Genomic DNA, 24622 nt, shown 5'->3' with positions numbered 1-24622 from the left:
GTTTGGATTTTTGTAAGCTGAAGACTACTATACAAAAACAAGGCGGTATGATGTTTTTGCCATGCAAAGGCTGGAATCAGGAAAAGGCCATCATCCATCTTCTATGGTGACACCATTAGGGTCAGTTCTGCTTTTTCTTAACTTCATGCCCTCCGAACTGGTTTCGGAGGGCTGAGAGTATCTGGCCTGTGTAGGAAGGGGTTTTTTGTGATTCCTCACGGAATTTAAGTGATTCTTCAATAACGGGTACGGAAACCCCTAATTCTTTTGCAGTTTCTACTGTCCAGAGACCCTCTCCGCTATGAGAGACACTGCCGGAAATCTCATCAAGGTCTTCACCGTATTCTTCAAATGCCTTCTGCAGCCACCCGGTCAAACGGGATTCAATAACGCTCCTGTGGTTGTATACGCGGCAGACCTCCCTGAGGTCTATATCAAAATCAGATGCCTTTATTACCGCAAAACCCTCGGCAATCGCCTGCATCATACCGTATTCAATTCCATTGTGAACCATCTTTACAAAGTGACCTGCTCCGGACTTTCCCATGTATCCATATGCGTCCTGGGCAGCGATATCTTTAAACAGGACTTCGTGCTTTTCAAAAAGCCCTTTCTCTCCCCCAACCATTACGCAGGCTCCTTCCCTTGCGCCCCGGGGCCCGCCGCTCACACCAACGTCCAGGAAGTTAATCCCTTTTTCATTGAGTTCCCGGCTCCGCCTTATGGATTCCTTGTAATTTGAATTTCCCCCGTCAATTATCGTATCGCCTTTATTCAGGAGTGGAGTCAGTGCCGTAAGCACATTATCAACCCTCTGATGGGGCACCATGAGCCACAGGAGACGGGGAGTCCCGGCTTTTTCAACCAGATCCTCCAGGGAACCTGCCCCTTTGGCGCCCTTTTTTTCCACTTCCCTTACATTTTCTGTGACGGAGTCATAAGCGGCAATGTTCCAGCCGTGCTCAAGCAGCCTGAAAACCATGTTTCCCCCCATCTTTCCCAACCCGATATATCCTAATGTTTTCATGAGTAATAGTTTAGCAAAATACCGCAAAAAGAAACATCTTTCACTCAGGCTGACAGGTGGGCAGAAGGGCCTGTAAAAATAAAACATTTATGGTATAATTTTTATCGTAATTGAAGTCATTATAATCCTAATAATCCTAAAACTATTTTAAGGAGGGGCAATGGCTACAGAAATATTTAAGGATCTTGTTGAGCTTAAGAATGACACTGTCCTTGTAAAGGACAAGCAGGGAATCAAGAATCTCATGGATACGGCTATTTATGATGCAGTTTTCGAGGCTGACGATGAGAAAAAGAGAGCAAAGCTTATCTTTATCAAGGAAGTTGCAAAGGCTTGCGGTGCTGTGCCTTCCTCCATCCAGGGACTATATGAGGAGATGGGAAGGGAATACCCGGGCTTTACTGTCCCGGCGATAAACATAAGAGGGCTTACCTATGATGTGGCAAGGGCAATCTTCAGGAAGGCGCTTCAGATGAATGTGGGAGCCCTCATATTTGAGATTGCGCGGTCAGAGATTGGATATACAAAGCAGAGGCCTCTGGAGTACTCCACCGTGGTCCTGGCTGCTGCGGTCCGGGAGGGGTTTGAAGGCCCGGTTTTTGTTCAGGGAGACCATTTTCAGCTGGTCAGACGGTATTTTCTTGATAACCCGGGTGCAGAGACAGACTACATAAAAGGGCTAATAGCAGAGGCTGTGGAGGCAGAGTTCTACAACATTGATATCGATTCATCCACCCTTGTTGATCTCGACAAACCCACTGTAAAAGAGCAGCAGCGGCCGAATTTTGAGAAGACCGCAGAACTGTCGGAATACATAAGAGGGATTCAGCCCTCTGGTCTGGACGTCTCAATCGGTGGGGAAATAGGAGAAATCGGCAAAAAGAACAGTAACCCCGAGGAATTGAGGGCTTATCTTGACGGGTTTAAAGAGACTTTTAAGGGTGAAAAAGGGTTGAGTAAACTGAGTGTCCAGACAGGCACCAGCCATGGCGGTGTTGTCCTGCCGGATGGCAGTCTTGCCGAGGTCAAGATAGATTTTGAGACATTAAGGAGCCTTTCCGAGATTGCAAGAAAGGAATACGGCCTTTCAGGCTGTGTCCAGCACGGTGCTTCAACACTGCCTGATACCGCCTTCCATATGTTCCCTGAGACCGGGACTTCAGAGGTCCATCTGGCCACGGGATTTCAGAACATGATATATGACAGCAAACACCTTCCAGAGGAGTTCAGGGCAGAGGTGTACAATTTTATAAAACAGGAGTATGCCAAGGATAAAAAAGAGGGACAGACCGAGGAGCAGTTTATATACAGCACAAGAAAGAAGGGGTTTGGACCATTGAAGAAGAAATGGTGGGACCTGCCTTCAAATGTAAAGGAGCCTATCATGAAGGAGCTGGAAGCGAAGTTTGAGCTTCTATTTGATAAGCTGAAAGTAGGAAATTCCTCGGAGATAGTTAACAGGACGGTAAAGCCCGTGATTGTAGGGAAGGAACTGTCCGGTAGTTAGAGATATTTTGAAACAGTAACAGAGCTGTGGGAAGGGACAAGGATGCAGATCCTTGTCCCTTTTTATAATACAGGGCCTTTTCCGCTTGTAACGGAATAAAGATAATCCGCAATAAAAAAGAATAATTTGTGCCGATTTGTTATAATTTATAAAGAGTTAATGAAGGAGAGATATTATGGGTAAAGCACAGTATTTAGTTGACGAGAGCGGTAAAAAGACAGCCGTTGTTTTGCCGGTAGAAGAATATGAAGAACTCCTCGAAGACATACATGACCTTGCTGTTATTGCAGAACGAAAAGATGAATCAACTATTAGCTTTAATGAGTTAAAAAAACATTTGGAAGCAAATGGGCTCTTATGAAGTTCAGTGGAAGCATTCTGCTGAAAAAGACTTGAGAAGCATTGACAAGCAATATATCCCTCGCATTCTTGAAGCTATTGAATCCCTTTTTGACAATCCATTTACATCTCAATATCGTAAGCTTCAGGGTGCTGAGTCAAGCTACCGTATTCGCGTTGGAGATTATCGTGTAATATATCAGGTTGATACTGAAAAGAAATTAATTGTTATTTATCATGTTCGTCACAGAAAAGATATTTATCGTAAATAATAAACCGGCAAATAAAAACAGATTTATTAACCGGATAAAAGAACACACCCCTTAATTCCCTTGATATAAGGGAAAATCTATGATAATTTCAGGTCTCACCAGAAGTAAGGGCAGAGAGCAGAATAGTAAAATCAGTTATTTAAAACAGGCAGAGTGTAAGTCCCCTCTAAAAAGAGGGGGTAGGGGGTGTGTAAATAGGCAAATATAGGTAAAATGCCGGGTTTGGCAGACCCACCAAGCCATTTTCTTTCCCACCTGGAATGACAAGAAACAAAAAGTGTAACATCAGGAAGCAAACTTTCTGCAGAGTTCTTCAATGAACTTTTCCAGTTCCTCCGGTGGCAGCAGGTTTTCAGGCATTTTGGTGTCAAGCATGATCGCCTTGTCTATCTTTTTAAGGAGATTTATCACTCCATGTGTGATTATTTTCTCTCCAAAACCCTCAGGCGGGTTTTCTATGAGGAGGCTTTCGGTGTTCCAGCTGTCATCAGTCGGTGCGATTCCCTTACACTCTGTGAGGATTATTGTTTTAGGGGTCGCTCCGGCCTCTATTGCCATGGAACGGATTTCATGGTTTACAATCTGAAGCCCCCTGATTACAGGGTTTGACATTGCCTTGTGTCTGCCCTTTGTGATGGGAAGAAAACGTTTGAAATTTATCCCTGAGCAGTAGATAAGCCTTTTATTTTCGGGGATGACCACAAAATAAAGGGCATCGTTTATGTATTCAAGACGATCAACTGATTTCATACCAGATAATATAACAAAAAAGATAATTCCCTTGCATTGGCAAGAGATGGATTACCCATCAGCTGGCAGACTTCAGAATCCGATATGCAATAATTGGTATAATTAAAGTATAATTATTATATATTATGCAATTTGAATTTGATCCGGAAAAGAGCAACAGCAACAGGAAAAAACACGGGATTGACTTCAGCGAAGCACAGTCGCTGTGGGAAGATCCTGACTTAATCGAGATACCTGTAAAATGCAGTGACGAGCCGAGATTTGTTGTTATTGGAAAGATATCGGGGAAACATTGGTCTGGAGTAATTACTTATCGAGGAGAAAAGGTAAGGATCATTTCAGTAAGACGATCACGAAAAGAGGAGGTTTATATATATGAAAGCTAAGGAGTTTGACAAGAACTTTGATGAAGGCAGGGATATTTCCAAATACCTTGATCTTTCAAAAGCGAGAAGACCTGAGCAGGAACAGAGAAGAGTAAATGTGGATTTTCCTTTATGGATGATTCAGTTACTGGATAAGGAAGCAAGACGTTTAGGTGTGCCCCGGCAATCCATTATCAAGGTCTGGATTGCTGAACGCCTTGAGAAGGCCTCCTGATGAACCTTTCCGCCACAGAGACTATGGGGTACTGAAAACTTAATAAACGCATAACGATAAGAACCCGGTTTTGGAAAAATCCGGTTATTGAAAAAAATCAAAACCCTGTGCTACTGTAGTATGACAATTTAAACATCTGGCTGGATGCCAGGGAAGAGGGGTGAAAGTCCCCCGCTGCCCCGCAGCCGTGAAGGGAACGAAAGCCCGAAAGAAGCCACTGTCATGGGTAACACCATGGCGGGAAGGCGGGTGAGTAGGAAAGAGAAGCGGTTTAACTCGTAACTTCATAACCCGCAACTCGCAACTGTCTTATCGCCCTGAGCCGGAAGACCTGTCCAGACCGGATATAAATCTAAAATCTTTTCTCGCGGGAGGAAAAGAGATGGACTTCATACGTCTGCCTTATTGTACAGTGTCTTTTCTTCATAGCCCCACACATACACGGACTGCTACCATTGCGATTGTTTCCCCCCATATCTACTTAAGCGAGTTGCGAGCTGAAATATCAGTGCGTCCCGGAATGGTCGATTCACTTGCCATACAGGAGATGCACGCGGACAAGTGCCGTAAATACAACAAAATACAGTGCGGGTAGATGAACTGCCAGGGAGGCGGAATGTTTAAGGAGATACGGAAACGGGACGGCAAGACAGTAAAATTCAATGCAGAGAAGATTACTAATGCAATTGCAAAAGCCGGTGCTGCAACCGGAGAGTTTGATGGCGAAGTTGCCGGACGGCTGATGCTCAGGGTGCTGAATCTGGCAGCACAGGTTATGGGCAACAGGGTTCCTGCTGTAGAGGAGATTCAGGATATCGTTGAAGAGGTGCTTCTGTCTTCTGTTTACCGCAGAACCGCCAAGGCGTATATACTTTACAGGGAGCAACATGCCAGGATCAGGAAGATTACTACGAAGGCGGACATCGACCTTGTTGACCATTACCTGAAGCAGCTTGACTGGAAGGTTAATGAAAACAGCAATATGGGCTTTTCTCTCCAGGGGCTGAATAACTACATCTCTTCAGAGATCAGCATGATTTACTGGCTGAACAAGATATACCCTCCTGAGGTCAGGAAGGCCCATCTTGACGGAGATTTTCATATCCACGATCTAAACATCCTTTCTGTGTACTGCGTCGGGTGGGACCTTCATGACCTTTTGTTTCAGGGTTTTAAAGGTGCCTCAGGCAAGATAGAGAGCAGTCCGGCAAGGCATTTCAGGAGCGCGCTGGGCCAGGTGGTCAACTTCTTCTACACCCTTCAGGGAGAGGCAGCTGGTGCGCAGGCATTTTCCAATTTTGACACCCTTCTCAGTCCCTTTATAAGATACGACGGCCTGGGCTTCAGGGAGGTCAAGCAGGCCCTTCAGGAGTTTGTCTTCAATATAAACGTTCCGACAAGGGTGGGGTTTCAGACACCCTTTACCAACATCACCCTTGACCTTACGGTTCCGAAAAACTTTACAGACCAGCCTGTTGTTGCAGGCGGCAGAATGCGGGATGAGACCTACGGGGAGTTCCAGAAAGAGATGGACCTCTTCAACAGGGCTTTTTTAGAGGTGATGCTTGAGGGCGATGCCAAGGGCAGGGTCTTTACCTTTCCCATCCCCACCTACAATATCACGAAGGATTTCGATTGGGATAACCCTAACCTTGATATCCTGTGGGAGGTGACTGCCAGATATGGTATTCCCTATTTCTCGAACTTCATCAACTCGGATATGAAGCCGGAGGATGCCCGTTCCATGTGCTGCAGACTTAGGCTCGACAACCGCGAGCTTCAGAAGCGGGGAGGCGGGCTCTTTGGTGCAAACCCCCTGACCGGTTCAATCGGTGTGGTCACCATCAACATGCCGAGGCTCGGATATTCAGCTAAGGATGCGGATGAGTTTATTGCCCTCCTGGACAGGCTGATGGTCATGGCCAAAGAGAGCCTTGAGATAAAAAGAAAGGTTCTGGAGAAGTTTACTGAAGGCAACCTTTATCCCTATGCAAAGTACTACCTCAGGAGTGTCAAGGAACGCTTTGATGAGTACTGGAAGAATCACTTCTCCACCATCGGTCTTATAGGGATGAACGAGGCGTGTCTGAATCTCATCAACAAGGGGATTGCATCTCCGGAAGGGCATGCCTTTACGCTCAGGGTGATGGATTTTATGAGGGAAAAGCTGGTGGGGTTCCAGGAAGAGACCGGGAATAGCTATAACCTTGAGGCAACCCCGGCAGAGGGGACTTCTTACCGGCTGGCAAGGATTGACAAGGACAGGTTTCCCGGGATTGTCTGTGCCAATGAGGTTCAGTACCGTACATTTAATGCAGAGCCTTTTTATACAAATTCCACACAGTTGCCCGTGGATTTTACGGACGATATATTTGAGGTGCTTGATCATCAGGCCACGGTACAGCAGCGATACACCGGCGGAACAGTGCTGCATTTCTTTATCGGTGAGAAGATAGAGGATACCGGGGCACTGAAGAGACTTGTAAAGACGGTCTGTGAACAATATCACCTCCCCTACTTTACCGTTACCCCAACGTTCAGTGTCTGCCCTGTGGACGGATACATTGCCGGGGAGTTTGCAGAGTGTCCCCGCTGTCATGAGGAGACGGAGATTTATTCCCGCATAGTCGGCTATCTCCGGCCTGTGAGACAGTGGAACAAGGGAAAGAAGGAGGAGTTCAGGACCCGGAAGGAGTTTGAGCTGGCATGACGATTGGAGGTCTTCAGAAATTCTCTTTAATAGATTATCCCGGACAAATCAGTGCCATTGTCTTTATGCAGGGCTGTAATTTCAGATGTGTCTACTGTTATAACCAGGAGCTTGTTTACCCGCATTTGTTTAAGGAACCGATACCGGAAAATGAAATCCTCTCCTTTCTTGACAGTAGAAAGGGGCTGCTCGATGGAGTGGTCGTGACAGGCGGAGAGCCTCTCCTTCAGTCCGATCTTGAGGATTTCCTCCGGGAGGTGAGGGATATGGGGTATCAGATAAAACTGGACACCAACGGCTCAAGGCCTGACAGGCTTGAGGAGTTGGTGAGAGCGGGGCTTGTTGATTATATGGCAATGGACTATAAGGCTCCACTCAGCAGATACGCAGGGGTCACCGGAGTGGAGAGCAATAAAGAGAAGATACGCCGGTCAATTGAAGTAATAACAGGAAGCGGACTTTCCTACGAGATAAGAACAACCGTCTTCAGTGGGCTGGGCATGAGTGATCTCCTTGATATGATGACGGAGTTACAGTTCATGAATGTGGAGAGTTATTTTCTTCAGGTCTTCCGGTCTTTTCCAGGATGCAGGGAAGACCTCTCTCCGGAATATCCGGATATTGAGTGCCTGCATGAAAATCTTGCAGGTTCCGGATACTTTTGGAAGAGATGCGGAATCAGAAATATAAACCTGGAATCAGGAATAAAAGGTTTTAGGAAGCGATATGATAGAGTCTGAACTCATTCTCGTCCCGGCATCCAGCCGGCACTCCGAGGGAAGTATCACGGTTCACCATCCAGGTGAAGCCTTTGTGATACTTAAAACCGTTCAGACTCTATCATATCACTTCCTTACGTTGACGGAACCTTTTTATTAACGGATTCAGGATAAAAAGGAGGCGTACAAATATGCTGGTTATAGGTGAAAAGATAAATGTGCTGGCCCCTGCTGTATATGAGAGTCTTGTATCCGGAGACCTTTCCCGGGTTGTCAGCCTTGCCATTTTGCAGGCTGAATCAGGTGCAGATATGCTGGATGTGAATATCGGGCCTGATATTGCCGGTGGAGAGCGGCTTATGAGGGATGTGGTTGAGGTTATCCAGCAGAGTGTGGATGTGCCCCTCTGTCTTAATGGAACGCCTGAAATGATAGAGGCAGGGCTTGGTGTTCACAGGGGAAGGGCAATAATAAACGGGGTTACCGGTGACAGGGAGAGGATGGGGAGACTGCTTTCCCTTGCATCTGAGTTCAATGCCGGTATCATAGGCATGACCCTTCCGGAAAGGGGTTATGCAGGCAGTATAAACGAGAGGTGCAGCATTGCAATGGATATCATTGAGGAGGCTGTCCGGTATGACATTATGCAGTCTGACGTCTACCTTGACCCTGTACTTGCTTCGTTTTCGATGAATCCTGACGCACTGACCGAGGCAGCTGTTGCTGGCCGTCTTTTTAAGGAGACCTTTCCGGAGGTAAAGACCCTGGTGGGGTTGAGCAATATCTCACAGGGGCTGAAAGGGGAAAACAGGTCCATCATGAACAGTTCCGCACTTGGAGTGCTGGCAGGTGCAGGTCTTGATGCCGCAATTATGAATCCGCTTGACAGGTTCGTTATGGAGACGGCAAAGACCGTAAAGCTCCTGTGTGCCGGAGGCATATACTGCGATGCCTATCTCTGCGGATAAGGTCGGTTCATGACTGAAAAAACCGTAAGTTATGAAAATCTTGGAGAGGTAACACGCAGATGCTGAAACAAGTTCAGTATGACAGTAGGGATCTGACAGTAAGGGAGGTGAGAACAGAGGCAGTAATTTATAAACACGCATTTTGACCACAAGGCTGGATGTCAGGGAAGAGGGGTGAAAATCCCCCGCTGCCCCGCAGCCGTGAAGGGAACGAAAGCCCGAAAGAAGCCACTGTCATGGATAACACCATGACGGGAAGGCGGGTGAGTAGGAAAGAGACGCGGTTTGACTCGCAACCCGGAACCCGCAACTCGCAACTGTCTTATCGCCCTGAGCCGGAAGACCTGTCCAGACCGGAAAAAAACTAAAAATTTCTCGCGGGAGGAAGAAAAAAATGAAAGCAACGCATCTTTTGTATCCTGTTTTGATTACCCTCTGTATTTTATTCATAGTCACAACTGCGTCTGCAGGTGATGACACGACAGGCAATGACGTTAACGCTATGGAAGAGATTGTTGTTACTGCAACCCGTACGGAGATGCCGAAAAAAGAGGTTCCCCAGGTTGTGGATGTAATAACCTCTGAAGAGATTAAGGCGACTGCTGGAGATACACTTTCCGAACAGCTCAAGAAGAACAGCAATGTTGACGTTATCGAGTACCCGGGTGCACTTTCAGGGATCAGCATACGGGGCTTCAGACCTGAGTTTTCAGGGATTACAAAGCACTCGTTACTCCTTATCGACGGCCGGCCGGCCGGTGCCACCAACCTTGCCACTATCCTGATGGACAATGTAGAGCGCATAGAGGTGCTGAAGGGGCCGGCCTCTTCCCTTTACGGTGCTGAAGCAATGGGTGGTGTGATCAATATAATCACAAAGAAGACCATAGGCCCCCTCACAGGTTCTGCTGAATTGGGTGGAGGCAGTTTTGATACCAACTTTGAAAAGCTGGCTGCCGGAGGCCGTCTTGCCGATTGGCTCGATTTCGACCTGACACTTCGCAACTACACACAGGTGAGTGACATGAAACTGGGTGACGGAGAAGGTATCCGCCCCGGAACCTCGTACAAGACAAGGTATGGCTCGCTGCGTCTCGGCAGTGACCTCAGCCCCGGCTGGAGGCTGGATATCAAGGGTGATCTGTATAAGGGAATTGATATTGAAACGCCTGGAGCACTCTTTTACGGTGATCTTCAGCAGAGCCGGAAGGATATTGTGCGCTACGGAGGCGACATGCAGTTAAGAAGGGTTTGGGGTCAAAACGAGAGCAGGGTTACAGTCTTTGCCTCCAATGAAAGCAGTGAGTATTACAAGAAGTATGTCTATGATTACAGCGTTGGCTCCTATGTCCTTGCAGAGCCCTACAAGAATTACGAAAGTGCCACCAGGTGGCAGGGTGTGCAGATTCAAAATGCAACGCACTGGAGGACTCATCAGTTTACTGTTGGAGCCGATTACCAGGATATTGAGGAGGAACGTAAGAGCTACAAACAGGACGGAACCCGCAAGGCCCCTTATTCTCCTGATGATGAAAGGGAGAACTGGGCAGTCTTTGGCGACACATTATGGAAGTTTCTTGATAACAGACTCATACTGAATGCAGGGCTTCGTTATGATTACTTCAATGTGGAGACCAAGGAGACCCCGTACAAGACGGATTTTTATCCAGCCAGCGAAAACTTTGATACCATAAATCCAAGGTTTGGAATCAAGTACTTTATCTCTTCCATCCTGAACCTTCACAGCACGCTGGGCAAGGCCTTTGTGCCTCCTAATGCCTACCAGATGGCCGGATATTCCGAGCGGATCGTTGGTGGCACCACAATGATAACACAGGGAAACCCTGACCTCGGACCTGAGAAGAGCTGGACCTGGGATATAGGGGTTGGCCTTGACCGCAATGACTGGGGGCTTAGCCTGGATACAACCTATTTCCTGACAAGGGTGGACGACAAGATCACGCGGAAGAAGGACGGCAATATTACCACTTTTGAGAATGCGGCTGAGGCCAGAATGGAAGGGATGGAGGTTGAACTCAAATGGGATGCCGGAGTCTTCTTTAAATGGGACCGCTCTGTCAGTTTCTTTACCAATGCCACCAGGCTCTTTGAAGCAACAGAGAAGATACCCGGGGAAGAAGAGGACAATATTCATAACGTTGCCCGCTGGAAGGTGAACTACGGCCTCAGCTATGATGACGGCCGGGTCAACACAAGGCTGCTGGCCCGCTACGTTGGCAGCCGCAAGGATTATGACTGGTATACACCTGGATATCCCGAAATTACCTATAAAGGCTTTACTGTTGTTGACCTTGTTGCCGGTATTAAATTCAAAAAGCAGCAGGAGCTAACCCTTAAGGTCAACAATATCTTTGACGAGTATTATTATGAAAAACCGGAGTTTCCATTATCCGGACGGGCCTGGTATCTAAGCTACAGGGTTTCACTTTAGGACGAGGATGGGCAACAACAGATGATAACCTTTAAAAACGTCTCCTTTAAATATGCAGGACGCAGCGATCTGTCAGTGCAGGAGGTCTCCTTTTCCGTGCCCAGGGGACAGTGCGTGCTTGTCACAGGCCGTACAGGCTGCGGCAAGAGCACGCTTCTGAAGATGCTGGGTGGGATAATCCCTCATGAGAGCGCAGGTGGGATGCGGGGTCTGGTGGTTGTCAACGGAATAGAGACCCGCACTTCGTCCCTGCCCTACATCTCGCAATATGTGGGGATGGTATTTCAGAGTCCTGATGATCAGCTCTTCTGTAATACAGTGAGGGATGAGATATCATTCGGCCCTGAAAATCTCGGCCTTCCCCCTGCAGAGATCACGAAGAGAGTGGGGGAGGCCTTGGCCCAGGTCGGTCTTGAGGGATTTGAAGAACGGCAGACCGCAAGACTCTCCGGTGGTCAGAAACAGCGTGTTGCCATTGCCTCGCAACTCGCCATGGGACCGGTGGTGCTGGCGCTTGATGAGCCGGTGAGCCAGCTCGACCCTGCCGGTACTGCCGAGATAGTCAGGTGTCTCGATGACCTTAAGCAGAGGGGCATAACCATCGTCCTGGTGGAGCACAGGGTGGATGACGTGATAGGGATTGTCGACCGTATAATGGTGATGGACCAGGGAAGGGTCGTCCTTGATATTGACAGGAAGGACCTGCCGGCACATACCGGAATTTTTAAAACCCTTGGCCTCAAGGTGCCTGATGCCGTTCAGATTGCAGGGGCTGTTTGCCACGAATGGGCAAGTGAGTGGACCGGGAATCTGATTGATGAAGTCATTAAACTCAAACCATCAAAGCAGGGCTTCAGGTATGAGAGTCCTGCAGGAAACAATGGCACTAAAAAAAGACGTGTTGCCTCTCTCAGGGATATCTCCTTTGCCTACCGGGGGGCAGGGGAGCCGTCCTTAAAAGGAGTCTCTCTTGAGATTTACAGTGGTGACATAATTGCGATCATGGGGCAGAACGGTTCAGGCAAATCAACGCTCCTGAGTATACTGTCAGGCCTGAACCAGCCGGTTGCAGGCAGTGCCGAAATGAACGGACTGAGCAGTCTCAAGGGACGCAGGCATGGAAATTCGGGCAGGGTGGGAATGGTCTTTCAGAATCCTGACCTCCAGTTATTTGAAGACAGTGTGTGGGTTGAACTGGAGTTCAGCCAGAAGAATCTTGGTGTTGATAAAGTGGTGCGCATGGCAAGAAACAGGTCCCTTGTCGCTATGCTTCGGCTTGAAGGACTGGAAAGGATACCCCCGCATGCCCTATCAAAAGGACAGCGTCTCAGGGTGGTGATAGGGGCGGTGCTTGCCATGGACCCGCGGCTGCTGCTGCTGGATGAGCCGACGACAGGGCAGAACGAGGAGAATATATGCAACCTGATCCGAATAATCAGAAATGAAGCCGGGATAGAGGCGGTGGTTTTCTGCACGCATGATTTTGAGACAGCAGTGCGTTTTTCAAACAGGGTATTGCTTATGAAGGATGGCTGTGTGGTTGCTGACGGTCCGGCCAGGGAGGTGCTTGGCAGTGAAGAGGCCCTCAAAGATGCAGGCCTTCTGCCTTCGTTGTCCTTCATGCTTTCAAGGAAAAGCGGAATCTCCCCGCCTGCACTTACAGTTGAGGAATTTATAGGAGTGGTGAATGGAGTTTAATAACAACAGGACACTGACAGAGGATTATCTTTATCCCTTCTCCGCAATCATGGGACAGGAGGAGATGAAGCTTGCACTTATCCTCAATGCAATAGAGCCCCGCATCGGCGGTGTACTCATCAGGGGGGAGAAAGGTACTGCAAAATCAACGGCAGTCAGGGCATTAAGGAGTCTTTTACCTGATATAAAAGTGGTCAGGGGATGTTCGTGTCTCTGTGATCCTGACAACAGGGTGCTCCTCTGTCCTGAATGTGCAGGGAAGATCAAGACTGGAAATTATCCTGAAAGCGGATATATCAAGGTTCCCCTTGTCACCCTTCCGCTGAATGCAACAGAGGAGATGGTCACCGGCAGCCTGGATATTGAATTTGCCATGAGGAAAGGGCAAAGGCGTTTTCAGCCGGGGCTCCTTGCCAGGGTAAACAGGGGAATCCTCTACATAGATGAGGTTAATCTTCTGGATGACCATTTAGTGGATATAATCCTCGATGCTGTCTCAAGCGGTATAAATATTGTGGAGCGTGAAGGACTTTCATATCTTCATCCCTCACGATTTATTCTTGCAGGCACCATGAATCCTGAAGAAGGGGCGCTCCGTCCTCAGTTGCTCGACCGCTTCGGCCTCTGTGTTGAGATTAGAGGGGAGGGCGATCCTGACAACAGGGTACGGCTCATGGAGATGAGGGACAGCTATGACAACAATCCCGTGGAGTTTGCAGCCCGTTACCTCAACGAGAACAGAGGGATTGCAGATCGGATCAGGAGTGCGGGGGAAAGACTTGAAGGGGTGGTCTTTCCTCAGCGACTCCTTGGCCTTATCTCTGAAATATGCCTGCAAAACAACGTTGCAGGTCACAGGGCGGACATGGCTATAAAATATGCAGCCAGGGCCCTTGCCGCCTATGAGGGCCGCTCCGCTGTAACGGTCAGTGACATAAACCGTGTGGCCGGTATGGCAATACTGCACCGCAGAAGGGATGCCCTGCCCCCGCCCCCGCCGCCACCCGGGCATGATGATCCTGATAACCGTGATGATTCCGGTGACGGGGATGATCAGAAGGAGCAAGGGCAAAACAGGTCTGTTGACAACAATGACATAAAGAATCAGCCCCATGAAAATGGAGAGGACAGGGACGGTGAAATGGATGGTGTGGAGGAGGATTATCAGAGGGGACTTCCTGATCCTGAATCGTCCTCTGAAGAGGATGAGCCGTCAGGGGGTACTGAACAGGTATTTGAGCCAGGCCGCACATTCAGGGTGCAGAGTATTACGCAGGAGAAGGATCGCCTTGTGCGCCGTGGTTCGGGCAGACGTACGAGGACAAGAACAACGCAGAAGAGCGGCAGGTTTGTGAAAAGTATTCAGAGTGATAAATATCCTGATATAGCCATTGATGCGACCATCAGGGCTGCTGCTCCGCACCAGGGGAGCAGGGAAAAAGAGAGAGGAATGGCCATATCCATACGCAGGGATGATATACGAAGAAAGATAAGGGAGAAGAGGGTAGGGAATTTCCTTGTCTTTATGGTTGATGCCAGCGGCTCAATGGGGGCAAAGGCACGCATGATTGCAACCAAGGGGGCAATCCTCTCCCTCCTGCTCGATGCCTATCAGAAAAGAGACAAGGTGGCAATGGTGACCTTCAGACAGCGAAAGGCCGTGGTCAACCTGCCGCCCACCTCGTCTGTTGAACTTGCCGTAAGACACCTCAGCGAGATGCCTGTGGGAGGACGCACTCCCATGTCAGAGGGGCTTCTCAAGGGTTTTAATCTGCTCGGCGTGCATCTTGTGAAAGAGACCTCTTCACGCCCCATAGCAATAATCGTTACGGACGGCAGGGCCAATGTATCCATTGACAACCGTCTTTCTCCGCAGGACGAAGTGCTGCGGATAGCCGGAGAGATGTCAAGGGAGAAGCGGATAAAATTTATCGTGATAGATACGGAAGAAAAGTCAGTGGTGAGGTTCGGACTTGCTGCAAGGCTTGCCTCAGCACTGGGGGCAGAGCATTTCAGCTTTAATGACCTTATGGCAGGCGACATTGTAAATATAGTCAGGAGGAATATCTGATGACCGGAAGAACCATGTATCCGTTTAATGCAATTGTGGGGCAGGATGAGATGAAACTGGCCCTTATCCTTAATATCATCAATCCCCATATTGCCGGAGCACTTGTCAGGGGAGAGAAGGGCACGGCAAAATCAACGGCGGTCAGGGCACTGGCAGACATACTTCCGCTGATTGATGTGGTAAAGGGTTGTCCTTACCAGATGCCCGGGAATGGAGACTCAAGGGTCTGCCGGGATTGTGACAACAGGGGCTGTGCTGAAGAGATTTTTAATGGAAACGGCGTTGATGTTGTAAGGCGGAAGGTGAGGGTGGTGGAGCTGCCTGTTTCAGCTACAGAGGACCGGGTTGTCGGGACCATGGATATCGAGCATGCCCTGAGCAAGGGGAAAAAGAGGTTTGAGCCAGGCATCCTTGCAGCAGCCCACAGGGGAATCCTCTATGTGGATGAGATTAACCTGCTTGACGACCATGTAGTGGACGTGCTCCTGGATGCTGCTGCCATGGGAGTAAATACCGTGGAGCGTGAGGGAGTTTCCTTCAGTCATCCTGCCCGGTTTACGCTGGTAGGCACCATGAACCCCGAAGAGGGGGAATTGAGACCGCAGCTCCTCGACAGGTTCGGTCTCTGCGTCAGCATTGAAGGCAGCCGGAACCATGCAGAGAGGGTGGAGGTAATGGAGAGGCGGATCGCCTTTGAAGACGAGCCGGAGGTCTTCTGCCTGAAGTGGAAGGAGGAGTCTGCGAGGACAGCTGAGCGGATTGAGTCAGCGATAAAGCTGTATCCGGAAGTGAAGATCGAGAGGGAAAAACTCTTCACTATTGCAACGCGCTGTATGGAGGCGGGAGTTGATGGTCACAGGGGGGATATAATCACCCTCAAGACAGCAAAGACATTGGCAGCCTGGCATGGACGCACCCATGTCACGGATGAGGATATTGAGGTTGCTGCAGGGCTTGCCCTGCCACATCGTATGCGCAGGCAGCCGTTTGAGGAGATCGGGAAGGGCCGAAGAGGTATGAAGACAGGGGTCTGATATCGAGTGCCATATGCGTAAGGAAATCAGCAGGAGGATTGAGGAATGAAAAAGATAAAGACAGTTGTATTTAATGCCACAGGCACCGGAATGATAAGCATGACCAGCGCATTTCGCCGGATAGAAGAGGAGTATCCCGGACGTATGGAGGTGCAGGCACGGACCAGTGACGACCTTTTTGACTCAAAGATGATGGATCGTTTTACTCATCACCTTCAGACAGCAGACTGTGTAATCGTGATACTCCATGGAGGCAGAAAATCATTCAGGTTTTTTGACCGGCTGATTGAAGAATCCCGGAATGCCTTTGTCTTCATTCAGCCCGGTGATGAGGACGAGATGTCGCTCTCTGCACAGTACTCCACAGAATACGGCAGTGATTTTTTTGATGAGATGGTGCGCTTTATCAAGTTCGGTGGCAGGGATAACTGGACAAATCTCTTCAGGAGTCTGATAAAAAAGTTCTCGGGAGAGGATATTCCCTGTGACCCGCCGCAGAAGATGCCCTGCGAGGGCATCTATCACCCGCGCACAGGGGTGTCCCTGACACTTAACGAGTACATAGACTCACAGGGCACATCCCTGAAAGAGCTTGAAGATAAAAAGACTCCCATAATAGGCATGTGGTTTTATCAGGGTTATTACGTGGACGGCAACCTGGCGTTTGTCGACAGCCTTGTCAACGAGATAGAGAGGCAGGGGGGCTTTCCCATTGCATGCTTTTATAACCGGTTTCCTGACAGGATTTTGAATAACAGGGACCCGGAGTGGGTTGCGGAGAATTTTTTTCAGGTGGATGGAAAGACCATTATCCATGTGCTCCTGAGTTGCATGGTCTTTTCAATGAGGCTCACCCTCCCCAAGTTTGCCAGAGTTTATGAAAAGATCGGAGTGCCGGTTCTGCAGGCGATTACCCTCTTTACGACCCACAGGGACTGGAAAGAGACCGAACAGGGGGCTACTCCCCTGGATGTCTGCATAAGCGCAGCACAGCCGGAGTTTGACGGCATCCTTATTACCGTGCCTGTCTCAACAAGGGATGTGGCGGAACAGGATCTGCTTACAGGTGCAACGCTGCTGAGGAATATGCCTGTTGAGGAGCGGATAGAGAAGATCGTGAGCCTTGCAGGGAAATGGGCAATGCTCAGAATAAAGCCGAATGCTGAAAAGAGGGTAGCTGTAATCTTTCATAACTATCCGCCGCGCAATGACCGCATCGGATGTGCCGCAGGGCTTGACTCCTTTAAAAGTGTTAAAAATATTCTCGACAGGCTGAAGCAGGAGGGGTATTCAATTGAAAGGGAGTATGAATCAGGTGATGCCCTTGCGCATGAGATACTTGACGGGGTTACTGCTGACAGGAGGTGGCTTACCCCTGAGGGTATGGCGCAGAAGGCGGCTGACCGTATTGGGTCTGCTCAATACAGTGTATGGCACGAAGGTCTCCCGGAGAAGAACCAAAGACACATGCTTAAGGACTGGGGAGACATTCCGGGTGAGCTCTTTGTCCATGAAGACGAGGTTATGGTCAACGGGATTATCAACGGCAATGTATACATAGGCATTCAGCCGCCAAGGGGCTTTGTTGAGCAGCCTGAAAAGATTCACGACCCGCATCTTGCGCCAAGCCATCATTACATATTTCATTACAGGTGGATAAGGGATGTTTTTAAGGCGGATGCAGTGCTCCACATCGGCAAGCACGGCTCCCTTGAGTGGCTGCCCGGCAAGTCTCTGGCGCTTTCTGAGGAGTGTTATCCCGACATTTCCATAATGGACCTGCCGAATATCTATCCCTATATCATCAATGACCCCGGAGAGGGCACACAGGCAAAGCGCCGCTCCTATGCCTGTGTGGTTGACCACCTTATCCCTGTTATGACCAATGCCGACAGGTATGAGGGGCTGGCAGAGGTGGATACAAAAATCCTTGAGTACATCCAGACAAAGTCCATGAACCCTGCAAGACTGCCTGTACTCCAGAAGGAGATTTGGCAACTGGCCACAAAAGACAATCTTCACTCGGATATAGAGGTCTCTGAGGATGAAGCATTTTTAGACTTTGACGCTTTTGTGGAGAGGCTGCATTCCTATCTTTCCGAGGTTGCTGATACTGCCATCAATGACGGCCTTCACGTAATGGGCATTGTGCCCGAGGATGAAGGACTTGCAGAGCTTGTTACTCAACTGGTGCGGATCAAAAACGGGGATGTACCATCCCTGAGGGAGGCGATTGCAAGGCAGTGGGGATACGATTATGACAATCTCCTTCAATACAGGGGACAAGCAGACCCGACAGGCCGGTTCCCCACAAATGCCGTTGCAATAACAGAGATCCACAGGACTGCCCTTGAGATGGTGAAAGTTGTGATAGAGGGTAGCGAGCCCCTGATTGCAGATGAAGGCCCGGAGGTGCGCAGAGTGGTGGAGTTTATAAGGGATGTCGTACTGCCGAAACTGGAACGGACCACAGAGGAGATAGATTCAGTGGCTGCCGCCCTTTCAGGCAGGCATGTCCTTCCCGGCGGCAGCGGTACTCCTACCCGCGGTATGGTGGACATCCTGCCCACAGGAAGGAATTTCTTCTCCGTTGATCCCTTCAGGATTCCGTCCCTCACTGCATGGGCCACCGGCAAGGCACTCGGAGACGCACTTGTTGAAAGACATATGAATGAGACAGGCAAGCCTCCTGAAAGCATAGGCATGGTCATTTGGGGCAGCCCTACAATGCGTACAATGGGTGAGGACATTGCAGAGGCTTTCTACCTTATGGGTATGAAGCCGATATGGAACGGCAGGAACGGGCGTATCGAGGGGCTTGAGATTATCCCTGTCGGGGAATTGAAGTTTCCGCGCGTGGATGTGACTTTCAGGACGTCAGGCTTTTTCAGGGACTCGTTCCCCAACCTGATGGAACTCCTGGATGAGGCTGTAGCAATGGTGACTGCCCTCAATGAGCCTGATGGAAAGAATTTTTTGAGAAAACACGTACTGGCAGAGGCTGAAGAGCTTGTTGAACGCGGTATTGACCCTGAAGAGGCCTTGCGTGAGGCATCATTCCGTATCTTCAGCGATCCCCCCGGTGTCTATGGTGCGGGAATCCCGGCAGCTATTGACGCAAAGGCATGGGAGAAGAGCGAGGACCTGGGGGGGGTCTATATTACATGGGGTGGGTATGCATACGGCAAAGGGGTTTATGGGGAAGACAGGAGAGAGGTGTTCCGCAGGAGGCTTTCAGATATCAGCCTTGTAGTGAAAAACGAGGATTCACGGGAGTATGACCTGCTCTCCTCTGATGACTTTAATGCCTACTTTGGAGGCTTTGTGGCAGCAGTTAAGACGGTGTCCGGTAATTATCCAAAGGCATATTCAGGTGATGCATCCGACCCGGATCGTGTCAGGTACAGGAGCATTCAGGAGGAGACAAAACATATCTTCCGCTCTCGGATACTCAATCCCAAGTGGATGGAGGGTCTCATGCGCCACGGGTACAAGGGTGCAGGAGACCTCTCAAGGGCTGTGGATATCTCATTCCACTGGGATGCCACCTCTGATGTTATGGAAGACTGGATGTATGATGCCCTGTCTGAAAAGTACGCGCTTGATGAGGAGATGCAGAAGTGGTTTAAAGAGGTTAATCCCTATGCCCTGCAGAATATTGCCGAGCGTCTCCTCGAGGCAGCTAATCGGGGAATGTGGAATGCCTCTGAGGAGATGAAAAAGAGGCTTGAGGATGTGTATCTTGATGTGGAGGGGGATATAGAGGAGAGGACGGATGCCTGATATACTGGAGTTGGAACCCCTGAGAGATACCGGGGCACAGGGCTTTCACTCATTCTCGACAGGCATTCTGCCTGCCTCCGAGGTTTTCGCTTTCAGCGAAAAAAACCGTTCAAACCCTGCGCCCCGGTATCTCTCATCATTCAGACGGTTGAGCCTTTTTTTCTCTCTCTTGCTGCTTGTTTTTGTGCAGGGCTGCATAAAGGAGCAGCCAGGGGTTCAGGTCTATTTTGTCCGTGACGGACTTGCTGTGGAGCTGAGCGGGCTTAAGATGGTTACACTCCGCTCGAAAGGGAGAAAGGTTTTCAGGTGGGTGAAGGGCGAAGGGGATGAAGAAACAGTGCTTTTTGCAGACAAAAAACTGCTCATTCCCCTTAAATGGAGCCCCGGGGAGGAATACAGCGTGGAGGTGCGCAGCAGAGATGCACGGTTTGTGAAGGAGGTTACCGCGCCGCTCAAGCCTTCGCCCATGCTTGTTCAGCGGGTGGAGCTGGAAAAGGTCGTTCCATTCAGCATTGACGAGGGGACAGCCCCTGATACATTCGTGAAATTTTCAGAAGACAATAAATACCTTGCAATCGGCAGTTTTCAGGGCTATCTCAGGGTTGTTGAGGTGAGGACCGGTAAAGTCGTCTTCTCACGGAAGATCGCTGAGGGTATGGTGAAGCGTATTGGATGGGGAGAGATAGACGGACAAAGGGTGCTGTATGTGGGAGAGCAGTCACCTGACGGGTATCTTTACTGTCTTGATGCAATGACAGGCAGGGAAATATGGAAGTACCGCCTGGCTGACGACATTGAGACATCGAGGCCTGAGAGGGAAAATGACCGTTATGCGATATACAAGTTTCCGGGTGTCTACCAGTTGAAGGTGCTTCCCGGTGGTGATGTGGTCGTGGTCGGCACACATGGATGGAACAAGGAGGGCAGGAGGCTTTACAGGTGCATGGTCTACCGGTTCAACGGCAGGACCGGCAGTATAAAATGGCGGTGGCCAGTGGACAGGCCGCTTCCCTACAGCCTTACATGGTTTGATATCTCAGCCAGTGGGGAGAAACTCCTGCTTCTTACGTCAACATGGCGTCCACCTGAGCGCACTGATTCCCTGTACGGAAACGGCACACTCTATTGCCTCAACGGCAGGACAGGAGAGGTCCTGTGGGAGTACAGGGTGCCGCCCCTGAGGCCGTATTACGAGACGGCCAGTGCCTGGCAGGGGGTTGCCCTCTCCAGGGACGGCAGGTATGCGGCAATCGGGCTTAATGACGGCAGGGGAATGTTCTTCGATACAGAGAGTGCTGTAAAGGTAGAGGGAAAGAGATTTCAACAGAACAGTCCCGTGTGGATAAGGGAGATCGGTACACCTGTCCTGATCGGGGATATTCCAGTCTCATCCTACATAAGCTATGCCAGGGTCGGGCCTGATGCTGTCTACTTTGTTCTGCCCGGAACCTCCATTCCTTCAGGTGCTGTAAAAGGCAAGGTGCAGAAACCCGCGCCCCATCCTGCGGCAAATCAGTTTTATGCCTTTGGTTTTGACGGCAGGCTGAGATGGAAATGGAAGTCCTACGGCTCCATGCAGGGCATTTATCTCTCCAGGAACGGCAGGTGGCTCTTTACTGTTAATGCCGTTGCAGGGATGGCAGGCTCCCGCAGGGGCGGTATGACATCCTTTTTTGGGGCCACTCTCTTTGATACATCAAGGAAGGGATCCGGTATGGATAAACTCATCTATCTTTATCCCACGGAAGGTCCGGTCTTTTTCATGGCTGACATATCACCAGACGGCAGGTATATAGCGCTCGTGGAGGTGCCGTTTACTGATGCAAAGGGCACGAATAAGGGAAGGTACCGGGTTCATATAATTCACTGATGAGTAAGGTTAAAAAAACTATCATAATTATTATATTACTTGCAGGCACCGGCGTTACTGCATGGTATCTGCTTGCACCACACGAGGCCTTGCAGGAGGCAGATGTGAAGTTTGTCCCTGATGGTGCATGGCTGTTTTTCAGCTCTCCGCTGAGACTTAAGTCTATCGGGATTCAGGGTCCGGAAGGTGTGATCGTCTCTCAGTCCCTGAACAACATAAAGAAAGGGAACCTCTGGCTTGCCTTTGACTGGAAGAGTAACACAACCTACAGATTCAGGCTCATAAGCAATCAGGGAACTATGGATATAAAGGAAAAATCTCCGGATAATGACTATGCTGTTGCTGTCCAGTTTTCAGCCCCGTTCACCTCAATGGCTGAACAGGCTGGTGGCATGGTATTTGAAAATGAGATGCAGGCTTTAAGCACGGCAGTTGAGAATAATGAACTGACCTCTGCCGTTATCATTACCACATATCAGCAGGATGAGACCATCATTACAGGCAGTGTCACCATCCCTGCAGGGGTAAAGGTTGCGGCTTTTCCGCAAAACCGTGACACGAGAGTCGTCTTCAGGGAAGAAGAGACCGTAATATACTTCAGAACAACCCTCTCCGTTGCTTATGAGAGGTTTTATCTCCCCTTCAGCATACAGGTGCCGGGTGAAGGGAAGTATCGTCTCCATGCAGGCATTACCTTGAAAGGAGCTGGAGGCAGGGAGTCTTTCTTCAGCAGGGATGTGACCATCAAGGTCGTTAAACAGGAATCAGCAGGGGAGACAATAAGGCTTGTAAAGACATCAATACCTGTAGGTATTCGCGGTATAGCCCTCAGGCGGTATGCAGAAGACACGCTATACATACAGCCCGCTGTATTTCGGAAACTCGGACGTTTTTTCGGGGTTGAGCCAAAGTATATTGACTACAATCATCCCTTTACATATCAGAGCCTTGTCCTGGAAAACACCGGGACCGGCAGCATTGCACTGCTTGTCAACTCCGGTATCTATTATAAAGACCGTGACATCACGCCTGAGGCATTCAGACCGCCGGACTTGCTGACCGGCGGGACAAAGGAGACGGCCGTCACTGTGACAGCCATGCTTCTGCCCGGAGAAAAGACACGGGTGGTGATGCCTGTTTATTTAACCTCTGACCCCCTGCCCGGAGAGTACCGCAGGGTGGTAAAGCTTATCCCTATGGGCTCGGTCCTCCCTGTTGCAGAATATGAGTTCCCCCTCTATGTCACATCCATGAACCTGACTGCATGGACATTTACACTCTTTGCTGTATTTCTGAGTCTGACTGCCACTCTGGTCTTTGTCCTCAGGTTTAAAAATATTGTGGCAGGCATGAAGGTCAGGTGGCTGGTTATCATCTCACTCTACGGGGCAATGACCTTTGTGGTCTCAAACCTGCCTGTCAGGATATTCGGAAACCTTGTCTCGGCACTGCTCGGTCCCTTCAGCGCCTTTGTTACAGGTTTCTTTTCAGAGCTGCTTTACTGGACACTCCTTGTCTCGCTCGTCAGGTCGATCCCGAGACCCGGCACTGTCACATTTGCGACCCTTGTCCGCTATATGCTCAACGGCATAATGTTTGGCGGGTTTCAACTGACGGACATACTATTTACAGGTACGGGCATAGTTGCAAAGGAGGCGGCCTTCTACATGTCGGGACTTACGCGCAAGGGAGAAAATTTCCGCTGGAATACACCGTCTGTCTTTTATCTGGCGCTCTATCTGTGTGTTGCCGATGCATTTATAACCCTGACCGGGCTCTACCTGCATATGGTGCTCTTCCGACTCTACTTTGCTGACTGGTACATATACATGACCCTGATAGTGAACAGCCTGCTCTATACCTTTGCAGCGACATTTATGGGCTGGCGATTCAGCGATCGGTTGAAATGGGAGGACGGTTAGATGAGCTATGGTATCAGCAGCCTTACCCGGCAGAGGGAACGTCAGGGAATTATCGGCAGGCTCGATCCCAGGGTCAAGATCATTGGCCTTCTCTGCATCTCGGTCTATGCGGTAATGCTTGAAAATACGGTTCCTCTCATCATTCTTTTTTCTGTTTCATGGGTTCTGGCAGGTATTGAGCGGGTGGAATGGTCAAAGCTGCGTCTGCTCCTTTTTCTTGTTGTATTGACGGTATGGGGAACGATGTTTTCCCAGTCCATCTTCTACTTTGAAGAACCAAGGACCGTGCTCATAAACCTTGTCAATATGGATACCCCCCTGATAGGTAAGTGGACAGGGGATATAAGTATCTACCGTGAAGGGTTCCGCTATGGTGCCATCCAGTCATTGAGGTTTGCCTCCATGATGACCTTTGGTTTTCTCTTCTGCTGGAGTACTGATACAGGGAAGATGCTTTCGGGCATGCTTCAATTGAGGGTGCCCTATGTGCTTGCATTCATGACAGTGACTGCCATCAGGTTTATTCCGGCCATAATGGACGAGTTTGCCACTGTTATTCTTGCCATGCGTATGAGGGGTGCAAGGGTGCTCTCTTTCAATCCGGCAAGGCTTCTTAAAAACTGGCTGAAGCTGATACGGCCTGTCTTTATCAACTGCTACAGGAGGTCGAATATACTGTCACTCTCAATTCAGTCAAGGGCTTTTCAGCCTTCGGCTGCCCGCTCAACTGCCGAAAGCAGACAGCTTGGAAAGGGAGAAAAGGTGCTTCTCTCCGTTGTCCTTCTGAGCACAACAGCCCTTGTGCTGCTGAAGATACTTTATGGTCTTTATCTCTGGGATATTCTTTATGTATCACGGTTACGGGGGATCTACGAGATCTCCAGATTATATCTGTAATGG

Annotated in this window: 19 protein-coding genes and 2 riboswitches; of the genes, 17 read left to right on the top strand and 2 right to left on the bottom strand. The window is 49.5% G+C overall.

The window, feature by feature from the left end; all coding sequences use genetic code 11:
• Window positions 1–121: 121 nt before the first annotated feature.
• Complete coding sequence (gene gnd, locus VST71_02110; protein MEC4684514.1) at window positions 122–1027, bottom strand: decarboxylating 6-phosphogluconate dehydrogenase; 906 nt, start codon at window positions 1025–1027, stop codon at window positions 122–124.
• Between the two features lie 160 nt (window positions 1028–1187).
• On the opposite strand from gnd, the gene VST71_02105 reads away from it, so the two are divergent.
• From VST71_02105 to VST71_02095, 3 genes are all read left to right on the top strand, one after another.
• Window positions 1188–2534, top strand: coding sequence for a class II fructose-bisphosphate aldolase (locus tag VST71_02105; GenBank protein MEC4684513.1), 1347 nt, complete (start codon window positions 1188–1190; stop codon window positions 2532–2534).
• A gap of 175 nt (window positions 2535–2709) precedes the next feature.
• Window positions 2710–2895 carry a hypothetical protein gene (locus VST71_02100; GenBank protein MEC4684512.1) on the top strand — a complete coding sequence of 62 codons (186 nt, stop codon included), beginning with the start codon at window positions 2710–2712 and terminating at the stop codon, window positions 2893–2895.
• On the top strand, window positions 2882–3145 hold the full coding sequence (locus tag VST71_02095; protein ID MEC4684511.1) for a type II toxin-antitoxin system RelE/ParE family toxin: 264 nt from the start codon (window positions 2882–2884) through the stop codon (window positions 3143–3145). Before VST71_02100 ends, VST71_02095 begins: the two co-directional genes overlap by 14 nt.
• 285 nt (window positions 3146–3430) lie before the next feature.
• Here VST71_02095 and VST71_02090 read toward each other — a convergent pair whose 3' ends face one another.
• Entirely contained in the window at window positions 3431–3895 is a 465-nt protein-coding gene (locus VST71_02090) for a hypothetical protein (GenBank protein ID MEC4684510.1), read from the bottom strand.
• Between the two features lie 122 nt (window positions 3896–4017).
• On the opposite strand from VST71_02090, the gene VST71_02085 reads away from it, so the two are divergent.
• The 14 genes from VST71_02085 (at window position 4018) to VST71_02020 (ending at window position 24619) form a co-directional block, all read left to right on the top strand.
• The gene (locus VST71_02085) at window positions 4018–4281 is read left to right on the top strand and encodes a BrnT family toxin (protein ID MEC4684509.1); all 264 of its coding nucleotides are present in this window, start codon (window positions 4018–4020) and stop codon (window positions 4279–4281) included.
• On the top strand, window positions 4271–4495 hold the full coding sequence (locus VST71_02080; GenBank protein ID MEC4684508.1) for a CopG family antitoxin: 225 nt from the start codon (window positions 4271–4273) through the stop codon (window positions 4493–4495). The genes VST71_02085 and VST71_02080 overlap by 11 nt, the downstream gene beginning before the upstream one ends.
• Window positions 4496–4620: 125 nt before the next feature.
• A riboswitch (cobalamin riboswitch) is annotated at window positions 4621–4849 on the top strand.
• Between the two features lie 28 nt (window positions 4850–4877).
• The gene (locus VST71_02075; GenBank protein ID MEC4684507.1) at window positions 4878–5090 is read left to right on the top strand and encodes a hypothetical protein; all 213 of its coding nucleotides are present in this window, start codon (window positions 4878–4880) and stop codon (window positions 5088–5090) included.
• Between the two features lie 21 nt (window positions 5091–5111).
• Window positions 5112–7205, top strand: a complete 2094-nt coding sequence (locus VST71_02070; GenBank protein MEC4684506.1) for a ribonucleoside triphosphate reductase — start codon at window positions 5112–5114, stop codon at window positions 7203–7205.
• A complete protein-coding gene (locus VST71_02065; GenBank protein ID MEC4684505.1) occupies window positions 7202–7945 on the top strand; it encodes an anaerobic ribonucleoside-triphosphate reductase activating protein in 744 nt (247 codons plus the stop codon). Before VST71_02070 ends, VST71_02065 begins: the two co-directional genes overlap by 4 nt.
• Window positions 7946–8115: 170 nt before the next feature.
• Window positions 8116–8892 (top strand): dihydropteroate synthase, encoded by a 777-nt coding sequence (locus tag VST71_02060; protein ID MEC4684504.1) that lies wholly within the window; start codon window positions 8116–8118, stop codon window positions 8890–8892.
• 126 nt (window positions 8893–9018) lie between these two features.
• Window positions 9019–9259: riboswitch (cobalamin riboswitch) on the top strand.
• 27 nt (window positions 9260–9286) lie between these two features.
• Window positions 9287–11344, top strand: coding sequence for a TonB-dependent receptor (locus VST71_02055; protein ID MEC4684503.1), 2058 nt, complete (start codon window positions 9287–9289; stop codon window positions 11342–11344).
• Between the two features lie 21 nt (window positions 11345–11365).
• A complete protein-coding gene (locus VST71_02050) occupies window positions 11366–13042 on the top strand; it encodes an energy-coupling factor transporter ATPase (GenBank protein MEC4684502.1) in 1677 nt (558 codons plus the stop codon).
• Entirely contained in the window at window positions 13032–15113 is a 2082-nt protein-coding gene (locus tag VST71_02045; protein ID MEC4684501.1) for a magnesium chelatase subunit D family protein, read from the top strand. Before VST71_02050 ends, VST71_02045 begins: the two co-directional genes overlap by 11 nt.
• Window positions 15113–16147, top strand: a complete 1035-nt coding sequence (locus VST71_02040; protein MEC4684500.1) for an ATP-binding protein — start codon at window positions 15113–15115, stop codon at window positions 16145–16147. The genes VST71_02045 and VST71_02040 overlap by 1 nt, the downstream gene beginning before the upstream one ends.
• A gap of 45 nt (window positions 16148–16192) precedes the next feature.
• Complete coding sequence (gene cobN / locus VST71_02035) at window positions 16193–19930, top strand: cobaltochelatase subunit CobN (GenBank protein MEC4684499.1); 3738 nt, start codon at window positions 16193–16195, stop codon at window positions 19928–19930.
• Complete coding sequence (locus VST71_02030) at window positions 19923–21800, top strand: PQQ-binding-like beta-propeller repeat protein (protein MEC4684498.1); 1878 nt, start codon at window positions 19923–19925, stop codon at window positions 21798–21800. The genes cobN and VST71_02030 overlap by 8 nt, the downstream gene beginning before the upstream one ends.
• The gene (locus VST71_02025; protein ID MEC4684497.1) at window positions 21800–23722 is read left to right on the top strand and encodes a hypothetical protein; all 1923 of its coding nucleotides are present in this window, start codon (window positions 21800–21802) and stop codon (window positions 23720–23722) included. The genes VST71_02030 and VST71_02025 overlap by 1 nt, the downstream gene beginning before the upstream one ends.
• Window positions 23723–24619 carry an energy-coupling factor transporter transmembrane component T gene (locus VST71_02020; protein ID MEC4684496.1) on the top strand — a complete coding sequence of 299 codons (897 nt, stop codon included), beginning with the start codon at window positions 23723–23725 and terminating at the stop codon, window positions 24617–24619. It abuts the gene before it with no gap.
• The last annotated feature ends 3 nt before the right edge of the window (window positions 24620–24622 follow it).

The organism is Nitrospirota bacterium (genome assembly GCA_035873375.1).
Taxonomy (GTDB): domain Bacteria; phylum Nitrospirota; class Thermodesulfovibrionia; order Thermodesulfovibrionales; family JdFR-85; genus BMS3Bbin07.
Note: the sequence above shows the minus strand (reverse complement) of the source record. Positions and strands in the feature narration are given on the sequence as shown.

What these genes read in the sequence shown, in the direction of transcription:
- VST71_02065 (MEC4684505.1), top strand. Translation starts at nt 7,202, where the DNA reads ATGACGATTGGAGGTCTTCAGAAATTCTCTTTAATAGATTATCCCGGA.
- VST71_02055 (MEC4684503.1), top strand. Translation starts at nt 9,287, where the DNA reads ATGAAAGCAACGCATCTTTTGTATCCTGTTTTGATTACCCTCTGTATT.
- VST71_02025 (MEC4684497.1), top strand. Translation starts at nt 21,800, where the DNA reads ATGAGTAAGGTTAAAAAAACTATCATAATTATTATATTACTTGCAGGC.
- VST71_02095 (MEC4684511.1), top strand. Translation starts at nt 2,882, where the DNA reads ATGGGCTCTTATGAAGTTCAGTGGAAGCATTCTGCTGAAAAAGACTTG.
- VST71_02060 (MEC4684504.1), top strand. Translation starts at nt 8,116, where the DNA reads ATGCTGGTTATAGGTGAAAAGATAAATGTGCTGGCCCCTGCTGTATAT.
- VST71_02030 (MEC4684498.1), top strand. Translation starts at nt 19,923, where the DNA reads ATGCCTGATATACTGGAGTTGGAACCCCTGAGAGATACCGGGGCACAG.
- VST71_02070 (MEC4684506.1), top strand. Translation starts at nt 5,112, where the DNA reads ATGTTTAAGGAGATACGGAAACGGGACGGCAAGACAGTAAAATTCAAT.
- VST71_02105 (MEC4684513.1), top strand. Translation starts at nt 1,188, where the DNA reads ATGGCTACAGAAATATTTAAGGATCTTGTTGAGCTTAAGAATGACACT.
- VST71_02090 (MEC4684510.1), bottom strand. Translation starts at nt 3,895, where the DNA reads ATGAAATCAGTTGATCGTCTTGAATACATAAACGATGCCCTTTATTTT.
- VST71_02045 (MEC4684501.1), top strand. Translation starts at nt 13,032, where the DNA reads ATGGAGTTTAATAACAACAGGACACTGACAGAGGATTATCTTTATCCC.
- cobN (MEC4684499.1), top strand. Translation starts at nt 16,193, where the DNA reads ATGAAAAAGATAAAGACAGTTGTATTTAATGCCACAGGCACCGGAATG.
- VST71_02020 (MEC4684496.1), top strand. Translation starts at nt 23,723, where the DNA reads ATGAGCTATGGTATCAGCAGCCTTACCCGGCAGAGGGAACGTCAGGGA.
- gnd (MEC4684514.1), bottom strand. Translation starts at nt 1,027, where the DNA reads ATGAAAACATTAGGATATATCGGGTTGGGAAAGATGGGGGGAAACATG.
- VST71_02100 (MEC4684512.1), top strand. Translation starts at nt 2,710, where the DNA reads ATGGGTAAAGCACAGTATTTAGTTGACGAGAGCGGTAAAAAGACAGCC.
- VST71_02050 (MEC4684502.1), top strand. Translation starts at nt 11,366, where the DNA reads ATGATAACCTTTAAAAACGTCTCCTTTAAATATGCAGGACGCAGCGAT.
- VST71_02040 (MEC4684500.1), top strand. Translation starts at nt 15,113, where the DNA reads ATGACCGGAAGAACCATGTATCCGTTTAATGCAATTGTGGGGCAGGAT.
- VST71_02080 (MEC4684508.1), top strand. Translation starts at nt 4,271, where the DNA reads ATGAAAGCTAAGGAGTTTGACAAGAACTTTGATGAAGGCAGGGATATT.
- VST71_02075 (MEC4684507.1), top strand. Translation starts at nt 4,878, where the DNA reads ATGGACTTCATACGTCTGCCTTATTGTACAGTGTCTTTTCTTCATAGC.